Raw genomic sequence first — 24192 nt, 5'->3', positions numbered from 1 at the left:
GTCAACTTCTATCTTACCACATTTCACTGGAAATAAATGCTGAATTGGGCATAGGCGAAAATTTCCCATTATGATATAATAGAATATGTCAAAAAGCGGTCACATTTTGCGCGAAAAAGTCACTAAAATGAAAACGTTTTAAAACTGTGAGGAGGGTTTTACGAACATGGATCAAATGAAAGTCGAACTCATTGAGGCGGTATCGCCTAACCCAAACATGAAAAATTATGAGCAAACTCGTGCAGAGTTTGATTGGAAAGAGATCGAGCAGCACTTTTCCTGGTCTGAAACAGGCAAGATCAACTTAGCCTACGAAGCGATCGACCGTCATGCGGATTCCTCCAAAAAGGACAAGATTGCTCTGTACTACAGTGACAATCAGCGCGAGGAAGCCATTACATTCGGAGAAATGAAAGCGAAATCAAATCAGTTTGGCAACGTGCTGCGCAATTTGGGCATTAGCAAAGGGGAGCGCGTTTTCATTTTCATGCCACGGACCCCGGAACTGTACTATGCGCTTTTAGGTACGATTAAAGTGGGAGCCGTCGTAGGCCCATTGTTCGAAGCTTTTATGGAAACGGCTGTCAAAGACCGTCTGGAAGACAGCGCAGCGGTTGCGATTGTCACAACCCCAAGCTTGTTATCCCGCGTTCCTGTAAGCGATCTTCCTCATTTGAAACACGTCATTTTAGTCGGTCAAGATATCGAACTTGGCGAAGGGCAAGTGGATTTCTTCAAGCAAATGGAGAGCGCTTCTTCAGAGCTGGATATCGAGTGGGTGGATCGTGAAGATGGACTTATCATTCATTATACATCCGGATCAACGGGCAAACCAAAAGGCGTTTTCCATGTGCATAACGCCATGCTTCAGCACTATTATACAGGGAAAATTGTATTGGATCTTCAAGAGGATGATATCTACTGGTGTACAGCGGACCCCGGTTGGGTTACCGGCACCTCGTATGGCATTTTCGCACCTTGGCTTAATGGAGCTACGAATGTCATTCGTGGCGGACGTTTCAGTCCTCAAGATTGGTACAATACGATTCAAAAATATGGCGTAACCGTTTGGTACAGCGCTCCGACTGCATTCCGCATGCTGATGGGCGCCGGTGACGATGTCGTTAAACAATTCGATCTTAGCTCGCTTCGTCACGTACTTAGCGTAGGCGAACCGCTCAATCCGGAAGTTGTTCGTTGGGGACTTAAAGTATACAATCAACGTATTCACGATACTTGGTGGATGACGGAAACGGGCGGGCAATTGATCTGCAATTATCCTTCTATGGCTATTAAACCGGGTTCCATGGGTCGTCCGATTCCAGGTGTGGAAGCGGCAATTATCGATGACGCCGGCAATGTACTTCCTCCGTACCGGATGGGGAATTTGGCCATCAAAACACCTTGGCCGTCGATGATGCGCAAAATATGGAACAATCCGGCGAAGTATGAAGAGTATTTCCGTCTGGCGGGCTGGTATGTATCCGGGGATTCCGCTTATCAAGATGAAGATGGATACTTCTGGTTCCAAGGCCGTGTGGACGATGTGATTAATACGTCTGGCGAACGCGTTGGACCGTTTGAAGTGGAGAGCAAGCTGGTGGAACATCCGGCCGTAGCTGAAGCAGGTGTAATCGGTAAGCCGGACCCGATGCGCGGCGAGATTATTAAAGCATTTATCGCTCTGCGCGAAGGCTTCTCCCCATCGGATGAGCTGAAAGCGGATATATCCAAATTCGTCAAAGAAGGGCTTTCTGCACATGCAGCGCCTCGTGAGATCGAATTTAAAGACAAACTGCCAAAGACGCGCAGTGGTAAAATTATGCGCCGTGTCCTCAAAGCATGGGAGCTCAACTTGCCGACTGGCGATTTGTCCACGATCGAAGACTAATACCTATAAGGCTTGTAAAAATCCCTCTTTTACCGCATCATGCGGAGGAAGAGGGATTTTCTATTCGTTCGGCGCCTTAATGAGAAAATCTGGCCGATGGGCAGATCCTTATCTAAAGCCGTACGTTTTGGGATCAAACTTGTCTTTGTCGATATTCCATCTTCTCGTCTGCAAAGATGAAAAATATCGTTTCAGACACGATGACAACATCCCCACCCGTCTCTTACGATGATAATCATCGTTCCAGCTTCGCTCAGCGCACAATACTGCTTTTATTCTCATCTGTAAGCATTCAAAACATCGTTATAGACGCGACTTCATTTCCCCTTCACATGCTTTACAACTCTAACTCGCTCCATATTTAGTTCAAAAAAAGTGAACCATGACCCTTGAATAGCGTTTAAATACGTTTGTCACCATTTTATTAAACATTCCCCGAATTTCTTAGAAAAGGTATCCTTAACGCTTTAAGTTCTGTAAAGGATTAAACATTCTAAACTGAACAAAAAGACCCGGTTACCCGGGTCCTTGATCCATTAGTTGTTATAAGCAATTGCAGCAGAAGGTTTGGATTCCCCTGCGTCGTTCACGGCCGTTACTTTGTAATAGCCATTGTAGGCTGTCGCGTAATAGTGATATTCAGTGGCATCTTTTACAAAGCCGAGCTTGGTGTATGTGCCCTTTTCTTTGTCGCTGTAGTAGACGTTGTATTGCTTTACTTTGTCTTTAGAGGCGTTCGATTTCCAAGTCAGCACAAGGCCTGCGCCGTCTTCCTTGGCTTTGATGCCCGTAGGAGCAGCAGGGAGGTCTTTGGCCTTGCTGCCGGTTTCGTCGCCATGGCTGCCGCTTCCAGCGCCTGTAGAGCCCTCAGAGCCGCTTCCTCCATTGTTAGTATCAGTTCCCGGGTTCGGATTTCCGGGAATTTGACTGCCGTCCACAGGGGGGACGAACAACGTGTCGAGCGAACTTCCATCCGTATAGGCTGTACGGCTTGGCGCAGATTCTTTACCGGCAACATCCACCGCAGTTACGTAATAGCCCATTAAACTGGATGCAGGGACCTGATCGGTAAACTTCGTCTCAGCTCCTGCCAGAACGACTTTACCGCCGAGAAGCTGGAATTTGCCGCCATGATTGTCCGAGCGGTAGAGACGGTAACCGACTAGATCAGAGCTAGGACTTGCTTGGAACGTTATGACTGCCGTATCCCCGGATTTGGTTGCTACAACGGTCGTAGGCGTTACCGGTGGTTTGCCGTCATCGACGCGAGGATCGACCTCCGAAGGGGCATCATCGTCATAATCGAGCGGTTTGTAATTATCGATCGGCTTTCTGCTTTTCTCTGGAAGCTTGCTCATCGCTTCATCCACTTCTTTTAGCAGTTGACTGATCGATTTCTGGCGTTTAATAACCGTCTTCTCTTGCACGAAATCAGCAGGCGTACCGTCTTGCGCAAGATAATTCAGGCCGTTGTATGTGCTGATTTTCGCGTTCATCATGACATTATCTTCTTCGGTGGGTAAATATTTTTTGTTAAAAATATCGGTGACCAGATTGTCGGTCTTGGTCGTTAATTCGCTCGGGAGTTTGCCTGATAGACTGGACACGGTTGCCGACACGATCCCATCCGGCTTCGCGAATGTCTTATTCGGGAAGAGCTCCGGTTTTTGCTCAATGGTGCTGTTCATGATGAGCGCCCAAATATCTTTGGCGTGATAAGTCTGAAGCGTCTTGGCGCTTAATTTGTTGACCGGTTGATCATAACCGATCCATACGCCTACTGTAATATCCGGTGTGAAGCCCATGTACCAGGCATCGGCGTCGTCTTGCGTCGAACCGGTTTTCCCGGAAATTTCAATTTTACCGTACGACTTAAACTTTTTCATCAAGTCAGTAGCTGTGCCTTGGCTGATGACCGTTTTCATCATATCGGTAATGAGATAAGCGGACTGTTCGGAATAGACCTGTGTGGGTTTTTGCTCGTGCTCGTAAATAATTTTACCGTTCGTATCCTTGATTTGACGGATCATGAATGTCTCATTGAAGACGCCTTTATTTGGAATGGACGCATAAGCACCCGTCAATTCTTTCACAGAAGTACCGCGGCTTAGTCCGCCGATGACGCCGGTTTGCGCGTAGTAATCTTCCTTCTGAATGGAAGTGATGCCTAGTTTCTTGGCAAAATCCCAAGCGTCATTGATGCCGACTTTGTTCAGAAACAGGTCGATCGCAGGGATGTTGTAGGACTGATTCAAAGCTCTTCGAGCGGTCATCAATCCATGAAACTTATGGTCCCAGTTTTCCGGCAGATGGAATCCTTTAACGCCGTCTTTCAGAATGATAGGCACATCGTCCACGACCGTGGCAGGCTGGATGGCTCCTTTTTCTAACGCTGGTATGTATGCGGCGATCGGTTTCATCGTTGACCCCGGTTGTCTGAAAGCTTGTGTCGCATGATTGAGCTGCTCATCAAAGAAATTTCGCCCTTCAATCATGCCCTTGATCGCGCCGGATTTGCTGTCGATCATAATGGCGCCGACCTGCTCGATGCCTTTTTTATCATCTTTCGGAGCGAAATTTTTCGCATTGCCCGAAATTTCATGCATGGAATCATAGATCGTTTTATCAATGGTCGTATAAATCTGGTATCCGCCGCGCAGCAGCTGCGCTTGTATACCTTTGAGCGCTTCGTTATACGCAGCTTGATCTTTCTTGGGATCGAGATCCGGTTTTTGAATTTTGAGCAGGATATCCGCTGCTTCTCTTTCGGTCTCAATCATCAGATAAGGATACGTCGTGTAAGCTTTCTGCGAAGGAGCCGGCATGGAAGCCTTTAAATCAAATTTTAATGCTTCTTGGTACTGATCGTTCGTGATTTTCTTTTCTTCCAACATCCGCTTTAGGACTAGCTGTTGACGCGTGACAGCCCGCTTGAAATTGTCATCATCGAAAGATGGCTTGCTCGTGAATGCCGAGTATTGCGAAGGCGACTGCGGCAGCCCGGCCAGATAAGCCGCTTGGGCAACGTTCAGTTTGTCCAGATCGTCAATATCGAACAAGCCTTTGGCTGCGGCCTTGATTCCATACAGGTTATACCCGGTTGCACCGTTTCCGTACGGAATTTTGTTCAGATAGGCAAGCAGGATTTCATCTTTAGACATCAGCCGTTCCATTCGCAGTGCGAGCAGAATCTCCCGGGCCTTTCGGCCATCGTCGCGGTCTAATGTAAGGAATACCCTTCTGGCTAACTGTTGGGTAATCGTACTTCCGCCAGTTTGTACTTCCTCATTGAGCAGCTTCTGTGTAACTGCGCGGTAAAGGCCGCGGAAATCAATGCCCCGATGATTGTAGAAGTCTTTGTCTTCAATAGACAACACAGCGTCCAGAACTACTTGCGGAATGTCAGCCAGCGCGACGAGACGTCTGTCTTCCTCCGTTCGTAATTGACCGATGACGTTGTCATCATTGAAGTAAGCAAAGCCCGTGACGGCATTTTCTTGCATTTGCTGGCGAATCGATTCTTGGCTGCGTACGGGGTCTTTTTTGACCAGAGCGCTTACATATCCGAATGCCGCGAAGCCGCCTACCAATCCGGCCAGAAAAGCCGTAATCAAAGTCCACTTTAAGGTAATCCACGTTACTTTGAACGTTGTTCTCACCCAGGGGCGATTCCATTTTGCAAAAAAATTGCGCATAAGTTCCAATTTCCTCCTTACATGAACGGTAATAGTATACCATATCTGCCTGTTTTGCGGTAATGATGAAAGAGAGCAGGCTCCCGATAGGTTTGACAACATTAGCAAGCTATGATATAACTTTTAACAAATGCGTGGATGGATCAGCAGTAGGTAGTGTGCGGATGCTTTCAGAGAGCCGGTGGAAGGTGCGAACCGGTACCTGCATGTTAGTGAATTACGGTCTTGAGCAGCGAATGGGAACCTGCAGCAACTTAAGCTGCGGCAGTAGTGTTCGCCGGGTAAGCCCCGTTACCGGTTCTGGAGTGAAAATGGTCGGCTTTGTACGATTCTAACGTTCTCGTTATAAAAGTACGCAGCAGCTGTTTTAATTAGGGTGGTACCGCGAGTTATGCCTTCTCGTCCCTTTGTGGATGAGAAGGCTTTTTTGCATTTTTTTTTAGAAAAGGAGATGGATGAAAGTGAGTATTTTAAAGGATTTGGAGTTTCGCGGCTTGCTGCATCAGATTACAGATCGGGAGGGTCTCGATAAAAAGCTGAGTGAGGAGAAAGTCGTTTTATACTGCGGATTTGACCCGACAGCGGATAGTTTGCATATCGGCAGTTTGCTTCCAATTTTGACATTAAGACGCTTTCAGCTTGCCGGACATATTCCTCTGGCGCTTGTTGGCGGGGGAACAGGCTTGATCGGCGATCCGAGCGGTAAGGCAAATGAGAGAACGCTTAACGGACCTGAAGTTGTAGAAGCCTGGTCCCAAAGCATTAAGAGCCAATTGTCGCGTTTTCTGGACTTCTCAGAACAGTCGGGCAACCCAGCAGAGCTTGTTAACAACTACGATTGGCTCGGCTCGCTCAATGTGATCGAGTTTCTGCGTGATGTGGGCAAAAACTTCACTGTGAACTACATGCTTGCTAAGGATTCCGTGGATTCCCGGATTACAAAAGGCATTTCCTTTACAGAATTCAGTTACATGATCTTACAATCCTACGATTTCCTGAAACTGAGCCAAACGAAAAACTGTTCCTTGCAAATTGGCGGCAGCGATCAATGGGGTAACATTACAGCCGGGCTGGAGCTGATCGGTAAAACGACGGACAATCGCGCTTATGGCGTCACCCTGCCGCTTGTTACAAAGAGCGATGGCCAGAAGTTCGGTAAAACGGAAGGCGGAGCGGTCTGGCTGGATGCCGGGAAAACGTCGCCGTACCAATTCTACCAGTTCTGGGTAAATACCGACGATAATGATGTCGTGCGCTTCCTCAAATATTTCACCTTCATTAGTCATGAAGAAATAGAGCGGTTAGAGCAAGAAGTGAAGCAACAGCCGGAAAAAAGAGAGGCACAGAAAGTGTTGGCGCGCGAAGTTACCAAGTTGGTGCATGGGGAAGAAGCGCTGCAAAGCTCGCTAAACATTACAGCCGCTTTATTTAGCGGTAATATACAAGAATTGTCTCGTACCGAAATTGAAGAGGCATTCAAGGATGTGCCTTCGACGACACTCGAACAAGAAGACATCGCCTTAGTCGATTTGTTGATTGCGGTAGGAGCGGCGCCTTCCAAGCGTCAAGCGCGTCAAGATATTGAAAGCGGAGCCGTTACGGTAAATGGGGTGCGTATTACGCAAGTAGAAGCGAATGCTAGCGAACTTGGCAAGCTAGGCGAATCGTACTTGATTGTCCGCCGCGGTAAAAAGAATTATTACCTCATTCAATTTGCTAAATAGGCAAAAGACTAAAAGAAAACCCCTTAGGGAAATCCCTAAGGGGTTTATGATTAACGGCTGTAGAACTCGACGATTTGTTTCTCGTCAATTTCTTGTGGCAGTTCAGAACGTTCTGGCAAACGGATGTATTTACCTTCTACGCTGGACTCGTTGAACTCCAGGTAAGTTGGCAAGTAGTTGCGGTTTGCAAGAGCTTCTTTCACAGCGGAGAGACCTTTGCTTCTTTCACGAAGCGCGATAACGTCGCCAGTAGAAACGATGTAGGAAGGGATATCTACTTTTTTGCCATTTACAGTTACGTGACCGTGAGCGACTAATTGACGAGCGCCCGCACGGGAGTTGGAAAGACCAAGACGGTAAACCAAGTTGTCCAAACGGCTTTCAAGCAAGATCATGAAGTTCTCACCGGAGATACCTTTCAGCTTGGAAGCTTTGTCAAACAGGTTGCGGAATTGTTTTTCGTTCAAACCGTACATGTGGCGCAGTTTTTGCTTTTCTTGCAATTGAACGCCGTAGCCGCTCAATTTTTTACGTTGTCCTGGGCCGTGTTGACCTGGAGGGAAAGGGCGTTTCAAATCTTTACCAGTGCCGCTCAAGGAAATGCCAAGACGACGGCTTAATTTAAATTTGGGACCTGTATAACGTGCCATGTTAGGAAAAACTCCTTCTTTTTCACATTTAGTTAGTAAAAGCTCTGGGTGTCAGGGTGAAGACATGTGCCCGATTTTGCTTACGAATCGATAGGTAGGATTCCCTGGCAAGAGTAGTTCAGCCGCTGTCTTGGCAGGAGCAAAATCAGTGAGGGTGATCACAAATGGCTTTCACCGATATCATGTTTGTACTCGACTTCTAATTTTATAAAAAAGAGCCTACCGTGTCAAGTCTCAATCCTTCGACTCCTTTCGAAAAAATAGTGCAATAAGCACAGAAAAATAGTATTATTAATTAGGTAAAGATCATAGAAATAGACATTGGGTTGCTAGTTTGCCGGTAAAGGAGAAGCCTATGAGCGAATTACTTCGTAGTAACCAACAGCATAGACGTGCGAAGCACTTCGAAGATTTCTTTCGTCAAGGACTTGTTCTTTCTACCGCATTATCCGATATGGGGAATGATCCTCTTAAGGCGTTGCAAGACGCTTTTAACGAGTGGATCGGAAGTGCCGGCCAAGCGATGATTCCGCCTCAAACCGCGATGTTATGCGTCGATTCGGCTTTGAATGTGGCGGGTTCTTTCGCAAATGATTGTACTTTTGGTAATCAATTGCTTCTGCCTGGAACCATTTGGGGCTCAAATGTTAGAAGACCCAATCCGATTACAAGCTGCGCTTACGAACCGATATTTCAGTTCATGCGCGGTGATGAAATGGCTGCAAACGAATTAAAAGCGTTCTCAGGCGCAGCAATTCCGTTGTCAGATGCAGGTGGCAATCTACTCGGATGTTTAGGACTATTTTCCCAAACGCTTAGAGAGCCTGATGAGCTTGCAAATTTGCTCTACTGCCTCGTTATTTCTTTCCACGGCAGTCTACAGGTTTCCATTGAAAGGCGTAAATATGAACGCATGTTGACAATTAACAGGCAAAGCGAACGGCAGTCCAAGAATCAGGACGTATTATTTGAAGCGTCAAAAAAGCTGCACGCCAAAATCGATGTGGATTCGGTATTAACCGAAGTCATTGAGAGCATTCATAGTGTGTATCCCAAGATTCAAGTGGATTTGCTGCTCTCGCAGGATAACGATAGTAAGAATTTAAGTGTAAAGCCGTTGAATTTTCAAAGTTTAGAAGATGATATTTGCACTCGCGCCTTTATGGAAGGGCATTTGATTTTCGAACCTACCTCAGATTTAGTGGGGCCGAGCGCCGGCAATATCGCTGTCCCGTTGTCCGGCAAACAGGGCGTATATGGCGTTTTGTACCTGCAGTCAGAGCATGATTTGATACATGCATCCGATCTGCAGTTCATTTCATTACTGGCCGATACAGCGGGTTCAGCTTTTGAAAACGCCAAACTTTATGAGCAATCAAATTTGCTTATTAACGAGCTTCGTCTTATAAACGAAATTACAAAGCAGTTGAATCAAAGCTTGCGGCTGAATGAAATTTATAATTTCGCTTCTAGCGAGCTTTTGGACATATTTAGCGCTGATTACAGCTGCATTTTGCAAATCGATCAAAAGAATGAAAAGTTAATTGTTCAAGCGAGCAATCTTCCCGCGATGTTCCATGAGAGTTTCACGATCGATCAGGGCTTTTCGGGACTTATTTATAAATCGAAGGAACCGACCATTATTAGTGATTACTGGGCAAGTTCCAAAGTGAATTCGAAGCTAATGCAATTAACCGGATCCAGATCACTGATCGGCTCGCCGATTCTTGTGAATGGAGAAGTCGTAGGTGTTATTCTTGTTGTTCACAGCAAGCCGAATTTTTTTTCTTACGATAACTATAAGCTGCTGCAAGTTTTATCCGGCCACATTGGGCTTGCGATGTCGAACGCCTCTCTACACGCCGAAGTGAAGCGTATGGTGATTACGGATAATTTAACTGGATTGTACGTGCGGCACTACTTGGACGAACAAGCCAATTTAATGCAGAAAAAAGATTTCTGCGGGTCGCTGATTGTCGTAGACATCGATAATTTCAAGAGAGTTAATGATACGTATGGTCACCAAGTTGGCGATAAAATATTGATTCAAGTTAGTCAAATCATTAAATCATGCATTCGCGACAGCGATATCGCGGCAAGGTGGGGCGGGGAAGAACTGGCTGTCTATTTGCCGCAAGTGGCCAAAGATCAAACACTTCGAATCGCAGAGCGTATCCGCCATCGCGTCCAACAAGAGACGAGCCCGCAGGTTACTGTTTCATGCGGGGTGTCCGACTGGAATTGGGAAGAGGATAAGATTAGCGTGGAATCTCTTTTCTACCGGGCGGACATGGCCCTGTATCAAGCTAAGAATAACGGGCGAAACCAAATTAAGGCCGGCTAATTGATTAAGAAGCACTTGTCTCAGGACAGTGCTTTTTTCGTCTACTCATTGCTCTCATATTTTCGCCATTGAATGGAAAAGCTCATATGGAAGGGAATCAGTCGCGAATCCAAATTCCTCTTCCTGAACCTTCTCTAACATGGTACAATAATTGGATCTAAGGGAAGGATGGTCGAAATTTGTCGTATATGAAAAAAAGCCGAATTTGGCAAATTGCAATCGTGCTCATCTTCGTGGTGGGTTTGGTTTATTTTTTCTTTTATAACCCTATTGGCGTTAAACTTACACATACCAATATGCGGCAATTATCCGAGCACTTGAGGGCTCTTGGTTGGACAGGCAAATGGATCGGTATGGCGTTAGTTGTTTTGCAAACCTTTTTTCCGTTTATTCCCTTTGTACTCATTGCTGGGACGAATGTAGCGATATTCGGAATCAAATGGGGGTTTATTGTAAATTATACGATGTCCTGCCTAGGGGCGGTTGCTTCTTTTTATTTTGCTCGTTATTATGGACATGCTTGGGTAGAAAAGAAGTTGGAGAAGCTCCCTCTTGTTTCCCAGTTCAGCAAGCGGATGGAGAAACATGGTTTCTTATATGTACTGCTGGGCAGATTGATTCCTGTTCTTCCTTCTTCAGCGATTAATTTTGCCGCAGGTCTTACGCGCGTCCGATTTATCCAATTTCTTTGGGGCACTTTGATCGGAAAGCTGCCGATCGTTTTTTTGGAATCGATGATTGCTCATGATTTGTTTCATTTCCATAAAAACAAGGGAAGGCTTTTGCTCCTTTTGGTTGTTTTCGTTGTTTTGATCCTGATTGGTAACGCTGTGAAGAAAGTGCTTACATCGAGTAGGAAGTAGGCTTTCCGAATGGAGAATGAAGGAAATTTGTTGTTGCGTTATCCCACCTTTCCAAGTTATCATATAGGAAGCAAGGCGACCGATTTTATTTGTAATTAAATGGAGGAATGTAATATGCCAAGTGCTAATAATGCTGCTATCGTTGAAATTTCACAAACTGCTAACAAATTCAGATCGTCTATCGTACTCCAGTATGATAATAAGTATATCGATGTGAAAAGTATTCTGGGCTTGTTTACAACTTTGCTAAGCTCCAGCAATTACGATCTTCATGTACACGGTCCTGATGCAGATGAAGCGAAAAAAGCAATGGCTGAAGTATTCTCCAAGCACAATCTGGGCGTTAACATTGTAGAAGAATAGCCGAATGTAAAAGAAGGTATTCTCAGAATCTCTGAGGGTACCTTCTCTTGTATATTGGAGCAATTTCGCTTAATATAGATCATATAAGGACGGATGACTTAGCGTATGGGGGGAAAGTTGGAATGTCTTCATCTGATCTAATGCTTAATTTGAATCAAAAAGCGCTTAGTCTTCTTCAGGAAGATGCAGATAAAATCGAAAAGCTGATCGAAGTGCAGATGGAGAATTTGACAACTCGTCAATGTCCGCTGTATGAGGAAGTGCTCGATACGCAAATGTACGGACTTTCCAGAGAAATTGATTTTGCCATCCGTGCGGGGCTCGTTGCCGAAATGACAGGTAAACAAATTCTCAGTAAGTTGGAGCGGAACCTTGCTCAGCTATATGAGGCGCTAAATGCCAAAAAGTAACCCAACGAGGGGTTACTTTTTTTTGTAGGTGAGATTTGTTAAATTGCGCGATAGGGCTAGACCAGAAAGAAAACAACACCCAATATGATATAGACAACAAGCAAAAGCAATCCTTCGTACCAATTTGTTGTGCCGTCCTGTGAGATGGACTTGGTGATGAATACAGCGACCCCAATGGCTGCAATCTCATAGGTGGAGAAAACAATATTCATCGGCGTTCCTCCCACGAAGAAGCTGACGAGTACGAGCACGGGAGCAACGAACAGAGCGATCTGCAAGGAGCTGCCGATCGCGATTTCAACAGCTGCGCCCATCTTATTTTTCAGGGCCATCATAACAGCTGCGCTATGCTCGGCGGCATTACCGATAATGGCAATGAGGAAAGCTCCGACAAACAGTTCAGAGAGACCGAATTTATGCGTGACCTCTTCCAAGGTTCCGACCAGCCATTCGCTCGTAAAGGCAACCATGACGGTAGCCAGAATGAGAAAGAGGATGGAGGTTGACTTGGACCAAGCGGCTTCACCATGCTCAACAACCTCGTCGGCCAGCACATTTTTATGTGTAACCATCGAGAACAGGAGCCAGAGCAAATAAGCGGCTACGAGTAATATCGCAACGATCATACTCATAGATGACGTTTCTTTGGTAGTTAGGCTGCCGGCAAAAACAGCTGGGATGAACAGCGCGATCACAGCGAGAAGCATGAGCGACGAATTGTGTGAGGCAAGTTTCACATTAAAGGACTGTTCTTTGAACTTCAGGCCTCCAGCGAATACACTAAGGCCTAGCACAAGAAGCAGGTTTCCGATGATCGAGCCTGTCAAACTGGCTTTTACGACATCGAAGAGTCCGTCTTTGACGAGAAAGATCGCAATAATTAATTCGGCTGCATTCCCAAAGGTTGCATTCAGAAATCCCCCAACGCGTTCACCCGCATAGTGCGCTACGCTTTCGGTAGCTTTACCGAGAAAGCCCGCCACAAAAATGATCGCTATGGAAGCAATGATGAATTGCAGCGTGTGATTCCAATTCATAAAATGCGCCAATGCACTAAGTGCAAAGGTGACGATTAAACCCACATTAAATAACTTTCCTTTCAACTTGAACCCTCCGACTTCGAAAAATGAGATGTGGCATTTTTTGACTTCTTTAAATATACAGATTTTGGCTTGTAAAGTAAATTCGATTCTCTCACAAAATTGCACAATTCTTGCTTTCATCTTTTGAACTTATTACAATAGATTTATACAAGAGCGGAGAGACTTTACGCTTTGCTCAAAGATCTCTATATTAGGAGTTGATCCGTATGTCCGAAGACAATCAAACCGGCTTAATTCGTATTTCTGATGACGTAGTATCGACCATCGCAGGACTTGCAGCCCTGGAAACGCCAGGAATTGCAGGCATGTCCGGAGGCATCTCGGAGGGTTTGGCCAAGCGTCTAAGCGGTAAAAACGTGCAAAGAGGCGTCTCCGTAGAGGTTGGTCAAGTGGAAGCGGCCATCGATCTTCGAGTTATCGTTAACTACGGTTCCCGGATTCAGGACGTATGTCGGGATCTTCAGGAGAACGTTCGGGAAGCAGTTGAGAATATGACAGGGCTGTCCGTTGTTGAGGTTAACGTGAAAGTGGAAGGCGTAGCTTTTAGGGAAGAAGAAGTGTTGGACGACCCGCACCGGGTTAAATAAGGAAAAAGACCCTATCGAAATGATTCGATTAGGGTCTTTTTTTGCTGGGAGCATCCGTTTTGTGTGTCTGTTCGCGTGAAATACTAAGCAGGATGCCCATACTGATCAGACACACCATCATCGAGGATCCGCCTGAAGAAATGAAGGGCAGCGTCACGCCGGTCAAAGGAATGGTTCCCGTTACGCCACCGATGTTGATGACCGCTTGGAAAGCGAACATCCCCATGATGCCGACACCGGCTACCATGCCGAACATATGCGGGCTGCGTACGGCAACGAGTATGCCTCGCCAGATAAAGAGCAAGAAGATCAGAATGAAAAGAGAGCTTCCCACGAAGCCAAGTTCTTCTCCGATAATGGCGAAGATAAAGTCGTTATGCGCTTCGGGCAAATAATGAAGCTTTTGAATCCCTTGACCGAACCCGGCCCCAGTCAATCCGCCATGCCCGAATGCATATAAGGATTGCACGACCTGGTAACCTGTGTTTGAATGATCGGAAAAAGGATCGCGAAACGATGTCAAACGATGTACTCTATAGTTGCCTCCATCACCTGAAGTGCTGCTTTTGAGTAAATAAATCGTGACGACCATCGCCAAGATGGCGACAAGGCCTGCCCCTAGCGTGAAGATGTGCTTTAAATTCGAACCGCCTACGAAGATGACGATTGCCGAGCAAGCGAGCAGGATCATACAAGAGCCGAGATCCGGCTGCAGCATGATCAACAAGCTGACAAATCCGACAATAAGCAGGGCGGGGAGCAGCCCCTTTTTGAAATCCCGGAACTTCTCTTCTTTATTGCTGATCAGAGAAGCCAGATAAAGGATGACTATCAATTTGGCAAACTCCGTTGGTTGGATACCAAATTTTCCGATGTTGAACCAACTTGCAGCTCCATTTGCTTTTTCTGTAAAAATAACGAAGATGAGCAAGACAACGGTAACAAAGAAAGCAGGGATAACCAGTTTTTTAAGCTTGGTATAATGGATGTTCATGCAAAAAAGCATGAGAATCGAGCCCAAGCCAACAGCGATCAACTGCTTTTTGGTAAAATACCATGGATCAGCCCACTTGTAGGCGCTTGTCATTGAACTGGCACTGAACACCATAGCCAGTCCAAAGCAGACAAGAACTAAAGTCAAAAATAATAACAGAAAATCCGGCGTTCCTCTCCGAGCGGGATTCATGCCGATTCCCCGCTTATTCCGCTAGTAATTGTTGCAGTTGCGCTAATTTTTGGTTGGAAATTTTCATCACGGAATCAGGTACCGGTGAGTTGTAATCCAGACCGTGAGGGAAAGTTTCTCTTCCTATGTAAGCATCTTCCAGATAAAGAACCGCATAAGGGGATTCTAATTTGCCGGATTCTACACGAGCGTTCACGCGCAGGAAATAGACGGCTTTGCCAGCTTTATCTTCAATTTTGAGATCGTAAGTCGCGCGAGTGTACTCCCACTGCCAACGAACGAATCCAAGCTTGGTTGTGACTTCGTCCAGATGAGCAAGGTCGCTTTTTAAGCCTTTTAAGCCATTTGTTTCAATAATCACTGTTTAACGCCTCCATATTGTACGTATGCATTCTTAATTCATGATAGTATGTTTCTAATGGTTCTGCAAGTCAAGAGCAAACTGTATTTTCAACTATTTGATGGCACTTTGCAGATGAAATGCGGCCGTGAATTTGGTAGAATAGGTAAAACTACTAAGCTTATAGTGAAAAAGCGCGAGAACTAAGGATGGCGGAGGATTATCCCAATGAACGAATTCGAGATCGGATTACAGCAATGTTTTGAAGAGATGGTAGGGTGGAGAAGGTATTTACACCAAAACCCTGAGCTTTCATTTCATGAATATCGCACGGCGGAATTTGTAGCCAATCACTTGCGCAGTTGGGGTATTGAAGTTCGTACGCAGGTAGGCGGGAACGGCGTTGTCGGGCTGCTCCGCGGCACTGGTCAAGGTCCTACAGTTGCTTTAAGAGCCGATATGGATGCTCTCCCGATTCAAGACGAGAAAAACAGTGCTTACCGTTCGCTCGTCTCCGGGGTGATGCATGCTTGCGGTCACGACGCACATACGTCAACGCTGCTCGGCATTGCCAAAGTGGCGAGTCAACACCGAGAGAAGCTGAAAGGCAACCTCGTATTTCTCTTTCAGCATGCGGAAGAGACGACACCGGGCGGGGCAAATGCTATGATCCAAGATGGCGCGCTTGAAGGCGTAGATGCAGTGTTTGGCGTACATCTGTGGACCCCGTTTCCGGTCGGGCACGTATTCGCCAAAGCGGGACCTATGATGGCCGCGCCTGACGAATTTACGATTCGCATTCAAGGAAAAGGCGGACATGGCGGTTTGCCGCATCAAGCGGTCGACAGTATCCATGTCGGTTCTCAATTAGTCGTTAATCTTCAATCAATCGTCAGCAGACAAGTGGATCCGGTCGAGCCTTGTGTAGTCAGTATTGGCTCTTTTCATGCGGGCTCCAGCTTTAACGTTATTGCCGAAACGAGCACATTAAGCGGAACGGTAAGAACATTTAATTCCGGACTTCAAAAAGATGTAAAGGAACGCATGGAGCGAATTACCGATTCGACCTGCCGTATGTTTCAAGCTTCCTATGTGTTCGACTATAAGATGGGATACCCGCCGGTTGTCAACGATATGAATGAAGCGGAACGTTTTTTCAAAGTTGGTACGGAACTGTTCGGTGAGGAAGCCGTACATGAGTCTCCGCTTATTATGGCCGGAGAAGACTTCTCCTATTATTTGCACCAGAAACCAGGCTGTTATATGTTTGTCGGCGCAGGTAATGAAGAGGCTGGGATCATACATCCCCACCATCATCCGAAGTTTGATATTGATGAACGTTCAATGCTGAATTCAGCAAGACTCCTGCTCGGCATGGCTTTGGATTATATGGCATGAATCTTTTCTCCGTTTTCAACAGAGTCTAACATTGAAGCAGGTTTCTGTGGGTTTGTAACCCCGGGCAAGAAATCTGAATCCTTACGATAATCTGAGGAGGAATGACGGATATGGCAGGCAAAACAGTAAAAGATATCATGGCAAAAGATTGCGTCACGGTTACTTTGCAAGATAATGTATTCGAAATTGCACTGAAAATGAAACAGCACGATATAGGATTTGTACCGGTTGTTGAAGGCAAGAAATTAATAGGCGTTGTCACCGACCGTGACTTGGTGATCCGCGGCTATGCCGAGAAGAGATCCGGATCTGCAGCTGTTGATCAGGTCATATCCAAAGATGTTGCGACGATTGACCCGAATACGACGGTCGATGAGGCGGCAAAAATCATGGCCAAGGAACAAATTCGCCGCCTACCGGTCGTTGAGAACGGCGAACTAGTCGGGGTTGTCGCGATCGGCGACCTTGCAGTTCGGAGCATCTATGATGATGAAGCCGGCGAAGCTTTAAGCCAAATCTCTGTCGACAAGACGCCGGTTGGAAGCAAATAATATCGTTTACGTCGAAGAAGAGACCGGGAAACCGGTCTTTTTTTGTTGTACAGAAAATTTGCGAAGCTGCGGTTAAATGGGGGCTCCCCCAAAAGTAATCGGAATATGCTTCAAAGGTTAAGGGTCACTTTTGGGGGACTTTATTGCATGAAAAGAAGTAACTGTCAAAGTTCGCAATAAGGTAGTCAATCCGCGACAAGATGATGCCTAACCAAATATGCTACAGTGAACATGTGCTTATGTGCTGGAATTCGAATTACAATTATAAAGGTGGCGTAAACATGGAAAAAGTGCGGATCGGCATCATTGGTCTTGGGAATATGGGTACTGGACATGCCAATTATTTGGTCAACAATGAAGTAAAAGGCGCTGAACTGACGGCTATTTGTGAAACAAGACCGGATCGTTTGCAATGGGCAAAAGAAAACCTTGGCGAAGGGGTCCGATTATTCGACAATCTCGATTTGTTTCTTGCTTCAGACGAAATTGATGGCGTTCTCATTGCGACACCTCATTATGATCATCCGGAAGTGGCAATAAAAGCATTTCAGAACGGTTTGCATGTGTTATGTGAAAAGCCTGCCGGCGTATATACCAAGCAGGTTCGACAAATGAACGATGCTGCCAAAGCATCGGGAAAAGTTTTTAGCATGATGTACAACCAGCGGACGAATCCGCTTTATACGAAGCTGAAAGATCTCGTATCTTCAGGCGAGCTCGGGGAAATTCGCAGAACGAACTGGATTATTACGAATTGGTACCGCTCCCAAAGTTACTATAATTCCGGTGGCTGGCGGGCTACATGGGCAGGAGAAGGCGGAGGCGTGCTGATCAATCAGGATCCTCATCAGTTGGATTTATGGCAGTGGACCATCGATATGATGCCCAAACGAGTGCGCGCTTTCTGCTACTTTGGCAAACATCGCGATATTGAGGTTGAAGATGATGTAACTGCATTTGTGGAATATGAGAATGGCGCAACGGGCTTATTCGTGACTACAACCGGGGAAGCGCCGGGAACGAACCGCTTTGAATTATCCGGGGACCGCGGCAAAATCGTGATCGAGGACGGCAAACTAACGTTCTGGAGACTAAGAGTTTCCGAAAGAGAATTCAATGAGACTTACCAAGGCGGTTTCGGACAACCGGAATGCTGGAAGTGTGAGATTCCAATTGAAGGCAAAGAGACAGGGCACAAAGGCATAACGCAAAACTGGGTGGATGCCATTCTCCACGGCACTCCGCTCGTTGCTCCAGGTGAAGAGGGCATTAAAGGACTGATGCTTTCGAATGCGATGCTCCTTTCCACATGGACGGATAATTGGGTGGATCTCCCGATTGATGAAGAATTATTCTATGAGCATTTGCAAGAAAAAATAAAGCAATCCAACGTTAAGAAAGAAGCGACGTATCAAACTTTAGAAGTAAAAGGTTCCCACTAAATGATCTTGAAACGCAAAAATGGAGGTCAGCCATGCAAAAGAGCGATGGAATGAATTACGCACCTAAAGGAAAACCGAATGCAGTTGTGAACAAAGGAGAGTTTATGATTGCGGCGATAGGGCTGGATCACGGCCACATCTACGGAATGTGCAACGGTCTGCTGGAAGCCGGGGCTGAGTTGAAATGGGTTTATGATCCGGACCCTGTGAAAGTGGCGGCATTTCGTCAAAAGTATCCGCAAGTTCAAGCCGCCGAATCGGAGCAGGAGATTTTGCAAGATCCTGATGTAAAGCTTGTTGCTGCAGCCGCAGTTCCGTCTGAGCGCGGAGCTTTAGGTCTTCGTGTGATGGATCATGGCAAAGACTATTTTACGGATAAAACGCCTTTTACCGCGCTCGATCAGCTTGCGGCAGCTAAGGCGAAAGCCCAAGAAACCGGCCGTAAATATGCTGTTTATTACAGTGAACGCTTGCATGTGGAAAGCGCTGTTTTTGCCGGTCAGCTTATTCAAGAGGGCGCGATAGGACGCGTCGTGCAAGTGATGGGACTCGGCCCGCATCGTCTTAATGCCCCTTCCCGGCCCGACTGGTTTTTCAAAAAGAAAAATTATGGCGGTATTCTTTGCGACATCGGAAGCCATCAAATTGAACAATTTTTGTTCTATGCTGGCTGCAAGGATGCGAAAGTAGTAAGCAGTAAAGTGGCGAATTACCATAACAAGGATTATCCGGAACTGGAGGACTATGGCGATGCAACGCTAATCGGCGATAACGGGGCGACGAATTATTTCCGTGTCGATTGGCTAACGCCTAACGGACTAGGTACTTGGGGTGACGGGCGGACTATCATTTTAGGAACTGAAGGGTATATTGAACTCCGAAAATATATTGATGTGGCGCGGGACCCTGAAGGGGATCAGTTATATCTGGTCAACCAGCATGGGGAGCAGCTTTATAGCCTGCATGGACAAGTAGGCTTTCCTTTCTTCGGCCAGTTGATTTTAGACTGCATTAACCGCACGGAGCATGCGATGACGCAAGAGCATGCGTTCAAAGCGGCCGAGCTATGCTTAATTGCTCAACAGCAAGCAGTACAAGTGGAGTAATCGAAAGACATTAAGTAAAAAAAGAGCAGTTCAGCGTGTTGCTGACTGCTCTTTTTTTGCCTCGATCCGAAAATCATTTTTTCGTATCGAAAGCACGCTCGTAATCTTTCCATAGACCTTTCTTTTTGTTTCTGGCGTCTTCTTGATCTTTTTTGAAAGAATCGACGTACTTCACATTCGGAGGAAAGGTTGCCATGCGTGCATAACCCTCTTGAACCAAAGTGCGGTTAAAAAGCTCATCCCCGATCCAAACGTACGCTAGCAAGCGTTTATAGGGGTCCTGCTTTTCAACATCAAATTCGAGTTCGATAGTTTGCTTCAATAACCGCTTCGTCGTATACTCACTGGCTTCTTTGCCATAGAACATAACCGGTGTGTTCGGTTTCTTCGTCTCCGGCGTATCTACACCGATTAACCGCACTTTTTCCTTTTTGCCATTCAGCGTAACCTCTAATGTATCGCCGTCAACGATGCGCTCCACCTTCGCACTTTCACGTCCCGGCGTTGCTGTTGATTGACTTGAGCATCCGGCTGTAACCATGACAAGAAGCAGCAGGCTGGCCGCAACGACCCAAATTCTCATGATGCACCTCCCAACTTCCAATGTATAGGATAGACGTTAGCACGGCTCTAATGTTTAAATCAAGTGCTTTCCTTTCATACTAGGAAAAGCAGATCTTACGAAGTAAGTTTTGCTAATTAGCAGAACGCTAAGTGAATGCTTACGAAGCCAGTTTTGCTGAAGCAAAACTCTGATGAGGTGGCCAACGTATGAATTGGGATCCTGCAAGACCGTTGATCGTACAAAGTGATTTATCCGTACTGCTTGAGACGCATCATATGGAATTTGACTCCGTTCGCAACACATTATCCCGTTTCGCCGATCTGATAAAAAGCCCCGAACATCTTCATACTTATCGGATTACGCCTTTATCGCTATGGAATGCCACGGCTGCAGGCATGCGCGTTGATGAAATGACTGCTTTTTTGCAAAAACACGCCAAATTCGACGTTCCAACCGGGGTAATAAGCAGCATTCGCAAATATTCAAAACGATACGGCCTGCTGCGCTTGGAAAATGTAGGCCGCGAGTTGTATTTAGTCAGTGATGATACTGTGGTGCTAAAAGAGATCAGCGCTTACGATTCCATATGCAGCTATTTACAGGATGCCCGTGGAGAGCGGGCTATCGCCATTTCGCCGGTGTATCGCGGTCTCATTAAACAGGAACTGACGAAGCTGGGATATCCCGTAGAAGACATGGCCGCTTATCGTAAAGGGGAATACGTCCGTATTCCGCTTCTTGACAACGAGGCAGATGTTGAAATGCCTTTTCAACTGCGAGACTATCAGAAGCATGCTGTTGATGCGTTTCAGCGCATCGGTGATGGCAGGGGCGTCGGGAGCGGTGTATTGGTGCTTCCGTGCGGAGCGGGGAAGACGATTGTGGGCATAGCCGCGATGGCCAGATGCAGCTGTGCGACATTGATTCTTACATCCAATGTAACCTCAGTTCGTCAGTGGAAACGTGAGATTTTAGAAAAAACAGGCCTGACTGAAGAGCAGGTGGGAGAATACAACGGGGTTTGTAAGGAAGTACGGCCGATTACGATAGCAACCTATCAGATTTTGACTCATCGTGGGAAGAAAGAGGACGAGTTCTCTCATCTCCGTCTATTTAGTGAAAGGGAATGGGGGCTCATCATTTACGATGAAGTTCACTTATTGCCAGCTCCGGTTTTTCGGGCTACGGCAGAAATCCAAGCGACGCGCAGACTCGGTTTAACGGCTACGTTAGTTCGTGAAGATGGCAGAGAAGATGACGTATTCTCTTTGGTGGGCCCCAAGCGGTATGAGATGGCATGGAAAGAACTGGAGTCCAAGGGCTGGATTGCGACGGTCGCTTGTAAGGAAATTCGAGTGCCGCTTTCTTCGCATGAACGTGAGCGATATAGCGCTTCAGGCGCAAGACAGCAGTTTCGAATCGCAGGAGAAAATGCGGCTAAACTTCAGGTCATCGATGATTTGTTAAAGCAGCATGCGAACGAGCAAACCTTGATCATTGGGCAGTATATTGACCAACTGGAACTAATTTCAGCTCATACGGGGGCACCAATGATAAGCGGTGGAATGGCGCACGATGAACGCGAGAAGCTGTATCAGCGGTTTAAAGAAGGGAGCCTCCCTCTGCTGATCGTGTCCAAGGTCGCTAATTTTGCCGTGGATCTGCCTGATGCGGCTGTAGCCATCCAAGTTTCCGGGAGCTATGGCTCCAGACAAGAAGAGGCTCAGCGGCTAGGACGAATTCTTCGCCCCAAGCGAAACGGTGCGAATGCGGCCGTGTTCTATTCCTTAATCAGTGAAGATACGAAGGAGCAGGATTTTGCAATCAAGCGGCAACTGTTCCTCGTTGAACAAGGATACCAATACAGCATCAGCCCATGGAGGCAATACCAAATCGGACAGGAAGGAGGACGCGATGAGATACGAGCACATCTTTAAGAAAATGCCCCCTACCTTGTCGGCGCTCATCTCTGAACAGGCTTGGTGCCGAAACATGATGAATCAAGGACAAAGCTTAACAAACTTGCTCTCGGTTAAAGCGAACTTAGTGATACTGGTTCGGCAAATGTCGATGATTGAAATTAACTTGCTCCGCCTGATCCTCTCCACATTCGGTTGTGAACCGTTTACCAAAGAAACTTTAGACAAACATGCTGATACTCGCATGGCCGGAGCTGAAGTAGCTGTTGGGCTTATAGGGCTAAGAAAGCTGGGCGTGATCGTAGCATTCCGAAAAGCGTGGGGAGAGCAGTTGTTTGTGCTCCCGGAGGATGGATTTAGTGCATGGCAGGAACTTCTATACCCGGAAATTCAGATTCGAACAAACGCGGATGATCGGGAGATGGAGCTCAAGGATATTGCACCAACTAGTGCAAGAGGGCTTGCTCAGCAATTGTTTCATTTTATCTCAGCTTGCTCCAAGCAGCCGAGTTTACCGCTTACAGGAAAAGGTACTTTACATAAAAAGCAACTTCAGAAACTGTCAGAGCAGTTTGTAATATCAAGAGAAATACTGCAAGCAACTGGACTCTCGTATGCATTCCGGGATGCTTATGATGAAAATACAGCCATATTGCTTGAAATGGCCATTCGTCTCGAAGTATTGGTTCACGTTGGCGATCGTTACCGGCTGGATCATGAAGCATTGACTACATGGCTCCATCTTCCGTATGAGGTACAGCAAGCAGAATTGTACGCCATTTGGCGTCGAATATTGGTGCCCGCGCCTGTTTGGTTACAGCATGGAATATCGCTGATGGAGCGTGCCGCTTCCTATAAATGGTTTAGTTTGGACGATGTTGTAGCCGCGATTCATCAATGTTCCACTTTAAGTGTTCAACCCGGTTTTTCAGCTGTTCGAAATGCGCTGATGGACCAATGGATCAAGCCTTTATGCGCATTTCGTTGGCTGGACATTGGCGACGATGGGGTAGGAGGCACATGGTTTCGTTACTTGATTCCCGTTCCATTCGAGAGAAGCGTTGTAGAAATCAAGGAAATGAAGACAAGTGTTACGACGGATCTGCAGAATGAACGCTCCATTTATGTACAGCCCGATTTTGAGCTGCTGCTGCCTCCACATGTGTCGCTTAATACCGAGTGGCAAATCGCGTCTTTTGCCGATCTCCAATCTTCTGATCTTGTTCGCACCTATCGGATCACAAAAGCAAGTTTCCATCGCGCATTGGAAAATGGATCGAGCTGCGATGAAATCTTGCGGTTTCTGCATATACACGCATTTTATGAGGTTCCTGAGCATGTTGAAATTACTTTGAAGCAGTGGGATCAGCAATCAGGCAAACTGCAGTTCGAAGAAGTGATGCTGCTCCGCTGCGAGTCGGCAGAGATTGCCGAGGTCCTTTTACGAAATGAAAAATGTAGCGGTTATTTGCAAAATCGTGTAGGCGATTCTCATTTTATTGTGAAGCGGGATGAACTCGCGGCGCTTCGTAAATATCTGGAGCAAATGGGGTATCACCCACGAAATATCGCTGATCATGAGGTTGACGCCAAGAGCTTGTCATCGCCCTCTAGACAATCGGATTCAGCGGAAAATGCTGATAAACCAGCGAAGCCTCAAGGTTTGTTTTACTCCCGCGACACGATTCAGCTGTATGAAATTGACTCTGCGCTGCCGAGATGGGACGATTTATATCCCGACATGCAAGACATTCCCGCTTTATGGTTAAAAGAATTCAGAGACTATCACGGGTCTACGCGCAAAGAGATGATTCGTAAAGCCATCGAATGGAAAAGCTGCTTACGCCTGCGTAAAGAAGGCAGCAATCGGCTCATAATTCCGCGTGCTATCCTTGAAGAACGATCAGGCTGGATGCTGATTGGGATGGAGGCGCATCAGGAGATTATTTTGAAAAGTGAAGATTGGGAAGAGATGAAACTTATTTTGCCTGGCATTAACGATGAAGAAAGGGAAGAAAAGCCGACTTTTTAAACACTTATTTTAAGAACTGTGGT

The 24192-nt window shown here is 46.4% G+C and carries 19 protein-coding genes and 1 other annotated feature; of the genes, 13 read left to right on the top strand and 6 right to left on the bottom strand.

Annotated elements, in window-relative coordinates:
* The first annotated feature begins 166 nt into the window (after nt 1-166).
* On the top strand, nt 167-1891 hold the full coding sequence (acsA, locus tag ACFQZT_RS24310) for an acetate--CoA ligase (RefSeq protein WP_379304015.1): 1725 nt from the start codon (nt 167-169) through the stop codon (nt 1889-1891).
* A gap of 536 nt (nt 1892-2427) precedes the next feature.
* On the opposite strand, the gene ACFQZT_RS24305 is transcribed toward acsA, so the two are convergent.
* A complete protein-coding gene (locus ACFQZT_RS24305; RefSeq protein ID WP_379304013.1) occupies nt 2428-5586 on the bottom strand; it encodes a transglycosylase domain-containing protein in 3159 nt (1052 codons plus the stop codon).
* Nucleotides 5587-5712: 126 nt separating this feature from the next.
* Nucleotides 5713-5996 (top strand) — a binding site (T-box leader).
* 51 nt (nt 5997-6047) lie between these two features.
* On the opposite strand from ACFQZT_RS24305, the gene tyrS reads away from it, so the two are divergent.
* Complete coding sequence (gene tyrS / locus ACFQZT_RS24300; protein WP_379304011.1) at nt 6048-7310, top strand: tyrosine--tRNA ligase; 1263 nt, start codon at nt 6048-6050, stop codon at nt 7308-7310.
* A gap of 50 nt (nt 7311-7360) precedes the next feature.
* Here tyrS and rpsD read toward each other — a convergent pair whose 3' ends face one another.
* A complete protein-coding gene (rpsD, locus tag ACFQZT_RS24295; protein ID WP_379304009.1) occupies nt 7361-7960 on the bottom strand; it encodes a 30S ribosomal protein S4 in 600 nt (199 codons plus the stop codon).
* Between the two features lie 355 nt (nt 7961-8315).
* Here rpsD and ACFQZT_RS24290 point away from each other — a divergent pair, with 355 nt between their 5' ends.
* The 4 genes from ACFQZT_RS24290 to ACFQZT_RS24275 all read left to right on the top strand — a co-directional run bounded on the left by ACFQZT_RS24290 (nt 8316) and on the right by ACFQZT_RS24275 (nt 11940).
* The gene (locus tag ACFQZT_RS24290) at nt 8316-10304 is read left to right on the top strand and encodes a sensor domain-containing diguanylate cyclase (protein ID WP_379304007.1); all 1989 of its coding nucleotides are present in this window, start codon (nt 8316-8318) and stop codon (nt 10302-10304) included.
* Between the two features lie 188 nt (nt 10305-10492).
* Nucleotides 10493-11167, top strand: coding sequence for a TVP38/TMEM64 family protein (locus tag ACFQZT_RS24285; RefSeq protein ID WP_379304197.1), 675 nt, complete (start codon nt 10493-10495; stop codon nt 11165-11167).
* 114 nt (nt 11168-11281) lie between these two features.
* Nucleotides 11282-11530 carry an HPr family phosphocarrier protein gene (locus ACFQZT_RS24280; protein ID WP_379304005.1) on the top strand — a complete coding sequence of 83 codons (249 nt, stop codon included), beginning with the start codon at nt 11282-11284 and terminating at the stop codon, nt 11528-11530.
* Nucleotides 11531-11652: 122 nt separating this feature from the next.
* Nucleotides 11653-11940, top strand: a complete 288-nt coding sequence (locus tag ACFQZT_RS24275; protein WP_379304003.1) for an Fpa/YlaN family protein — start codon at nt 11653-11655, stop codon at nt 11938-11940.
* A 56-nt stretch (nt 11941-11996) separates the two neighbouring features.
* Here ACFQZT_RS24275 and cax read toward each other — a convergent pair whose 3' ends face one another.
* On the bottom strand, nt 11997-13043 hold the full coding sequence (gene cax / locus ACFQZT_RS24270) for a calcium/proton exchanger (RefSeq protein ID WP_379304001.1): 1047 nt from the start codon (nt 13041-13043) through the stop codon (nt 11997-11999).
* A 206-nt stretch (nt 13044-13249) separates the two neighbouring features.
* On the opposite strand from cax, the gene ACFQZT_RS24265 reads away from it, so the two are divergent.
* The gene (locus tag ACFQZT_RS24265) at nt 13250-13630 is read left to right on the top strand and encodes an Asp23/Gls24 family envelope stress response protein (protein WP_379303999.1); all 381 of its coding nucleotides are present in this window, start codon (nt 13250-13252) and stop codon (nt 13628-13630) included.
* A gap of 28 nt (nt 13631-13658) precedes the next feature.
* On the opposite strand, the gene ftsW is transcribed toward ACFQZT_RS24265, so the two are convergent.
* Nucleotides 13659-14816, bottom strand: coding sequence for a putative lipid II flippase FtsW (gene ftsW / locus ACFQZT_RS24260; RefSeq protein WP_379303997.1), 1158 nt, complete (start codon nt 14814-14816; stop codon nt 13659-13661).
* A gap of 13 nt (nt 14817-14829) precedes the next feature.
* On the bottom strand, nt 14830-15177 hold the full coding sequence (locus tag ACFQZT_RS24255) for a YugN family protein (RefSeq protein WP_379303995.1): 348 nt from the start codon (nt 15175-15177) through the stop codon (nt 14830-14832).
* Nucleotides 15178-15384: 207 nt separating this feature from the next.
* Here ACFQZT_RS24255 and ACFQZT_RS24250 point away from each other — a divergent pair, with 207 nt between their 5' ends.
* From ACFQZT_RS24250 to ACFQZT_RS24235, 4 genes are all read left to right on the top strand, one after another.
* Nucleotides 15385-16554, top strand: a complete 1170-nt coding sequence (locus ACFQZT_RS24250) for a M20 family metallopeptidase (RefSeq protein ID WP_379303993.1) — start codon at nt 15385-15387, stop codon at nt 16552-16554.
* A 110-nt stretch (nt 16555-16664) separates the two neighbouring features.
* Nucleotides 16665-17105: a CBS domain-containing protein gene (locus ACFQZT_RS24245; RefSeq protein ID WP_379303991.1), complete on the top strand. Its 441-nt coding sequence runs from the start codon at nt 16665-16667 to the stop codon at nt 17103-17105.
* A gap of 281 nt (nt 17106-17386) precedes the next feature.
* A complete protein-coding gene (locus tag ACFQZT_RS24240; protein ID WP_379303989.1) occupies nt 17387-18547 on the top strand; it encodes a Gfo/Idh/MocA family protein in 1161 nt (386 codons plus the stop codon).
* 32 nt (nt 18548-18579) lie between these two features.
* A complete protein-coding gene (locus ACFQZT_RS24235) occupies nt 18580-19653 on the top strand; it encodes a Gfo/Idh/MocA family protein (protein ID WP_379303987.1) in 1074 nt (357 codons plus the stop codon).
* A gap of 73 nt (nt 19654-19726) precedes the next feature.
* Here the strand turns inward: ACFQZT_RS24235 and ACFQZT_RS24230 are convergent, their stop codons facing one another.
* Nucleotides 19727-20236 (bottom strand): thermonuclease family protein, encoded by a 510-nt coding sequence (locus ACFQZT_RS24230; RefSeq protein WP_379303985.1) that lies wholly within the window; start codon nt 20234-20236, stop codon nt 19727-19729.
* Between the two features lie 188 nt (nt 20237-20424).
* Here ACFQZT_RS24230 and ACFQZT_RS24225 point away from each other — a divergent pair, with 188 nt between their 5' ends.
* Together ACFQZT_RS24225 and ACFQZT_RS24220 are read left to right on the top strand one after the other, a co-directional pair.
* Nucleotides 20425-22155, top strand: coding sequence for a DNA repair helicase XPB (locus ACFQZT_RS24225; RefSeq protein ID WP_379303983.1), 1731 nt, complete (start codon nt 20425-20427; stop codon nt 22153-22155).
* Nucleotides 22133-24169, top strand: coding sequence for a helicase-associated domain-containing protein (locus ACFQZT_RS24220; RefSeq protein WP_379303981.1), 2037 nt, complete (start codon nt 22133-22135; stop codon nt 24167-24169). The genes ACFQZT_RS24225 and ACFQZT_RS24220 overlap by 23 nt, the downstream gene beginning before the upstream one ends.
* The last annotated feature ends 23 nt before the right edge of the window (nt 24170-24192 follow it).

The organism is Paenibacillus sp. GCM10027628 (assembly GCF_042676385.1).
GTDB lineage: Bacteria > Bacillota > Bacilli > Paenibacillales > NBRC-103111 > Paenibacillus_E.
This window is presented reverse-complemented; position numbering and strand designations above follow the sequence as displayed.

Bases quoted from the DNA above. Each gene is read 5' to 3' on its own strand.
- acsA (WP_379304015.1), top strand. From the start codon at position 167: ATGGATCAAATGAAAGTCGAACTCATTGAGGCGGTATCGCCTAACCCA.
- ACFQZT_RS24305 (WP_379304013.1), bottom strand. From the start codon at position 5,586: ATGCGCAATTTTTTTGCAAAATGGAATCGCCCCTGGGTGAGAACAACG.
- rpsD (WP_379304009.1), bottom strand. From the start codon at position 7,960: ATGGCACGTTATACAGGTCCCAAATTTAAATTAAGCCGTCGTCTTGGC.
- ACFQZT_RS24290 (WP_379304007.1), top strand. From the start codon at position 8,316: ATGAGCGAATTACTTCGTAGTAACCAACAGCATAGACGTGCGAAGCAC.
- ACFQZT_RS24285 (WP_379304197.1), top strand. From the start codon at position 10,493: ATGAAAAAAAGCCGAATTTGGCAAATTGCAATCGTGCTCATCTTCGTG.
- ACFQZT_RS24280 (WP_379304005.1), top strand. From the start codon at position 11,282: ATGCCAAGTGCTAATAATGCTGCTATCGTTGAAATTTCACAAACTGCT.
- ACFQZT_RS24275 (WP_379304003.1), top strand. From the start codon at position 11,653: ATGTCTTCATCTGATCTAATGCTTAATTTGAATCAAAAAGCGCTTAGT.
- ACFQZT_RS24265 (WP_379303999.1), top strand. From the start codon at position 13,250: ATGTCCGAAGACAATCAAACCGGCTTAATTCGTATTTCTGATGACGTA.
- ftsW (WP_379303997.1), bottom strand. From the start codon at position 14,816: ATGAATCCCGCTCGGAGAGGAACGCCGGATTTTCTGTTATTATTTTTG.
- ACFQZT_RS24250 (WP_379303993.1), top strand. From the start codon at position 15,385: ATGAACGAATTCGAGATCGGATTACAGCAATGTTTTGAAGAGATGGTA.
- ACFQZT_RS24245 (WP_379303991.1), top strand. From the start codon at position 16,665: ATGGCAGGCAAAACAGTAAAAGATATCATGGCAAAAGATTGCGTCACG.
- ACFQZT_RS24240 (WP_379303989.1), top strand. From the start codon at position 17,387: ATGGAAAAAGTGCGGATCGGCATCATTGGTCTTGGGAATATGGGTACT.
- ACFQZT_RS24235 (WP_379303987.1), top strand. From the start codon at position 18,580: ATGCAAAAGAGCGATGGAATGAATTACGCACCTAAAGGAAAACCGAAT.
- ACFQZT_RS24230 (WP_379303985.1), bottom strand. From the start codon at position 20,236: ATGAGAATTTGGGTCGTTGCGGCCAGCCTGCTGCTTCTTGTCATGGTT.
- ACFQZT_RS24225 (WP_379303983.1), top strand. From the start codon at position 20,425: ATGAATTGGGATCCTGCAAGACCGTTGATCGTACAAAGTGATTTATCC.
- ACFQZT_RS24220 (WP_379303981.1), top strand. From the start codon at position 22,133: ATGAGATACGAGCACATCTTTAAGAAAATGCCCCCTACCTTGTCGGCG.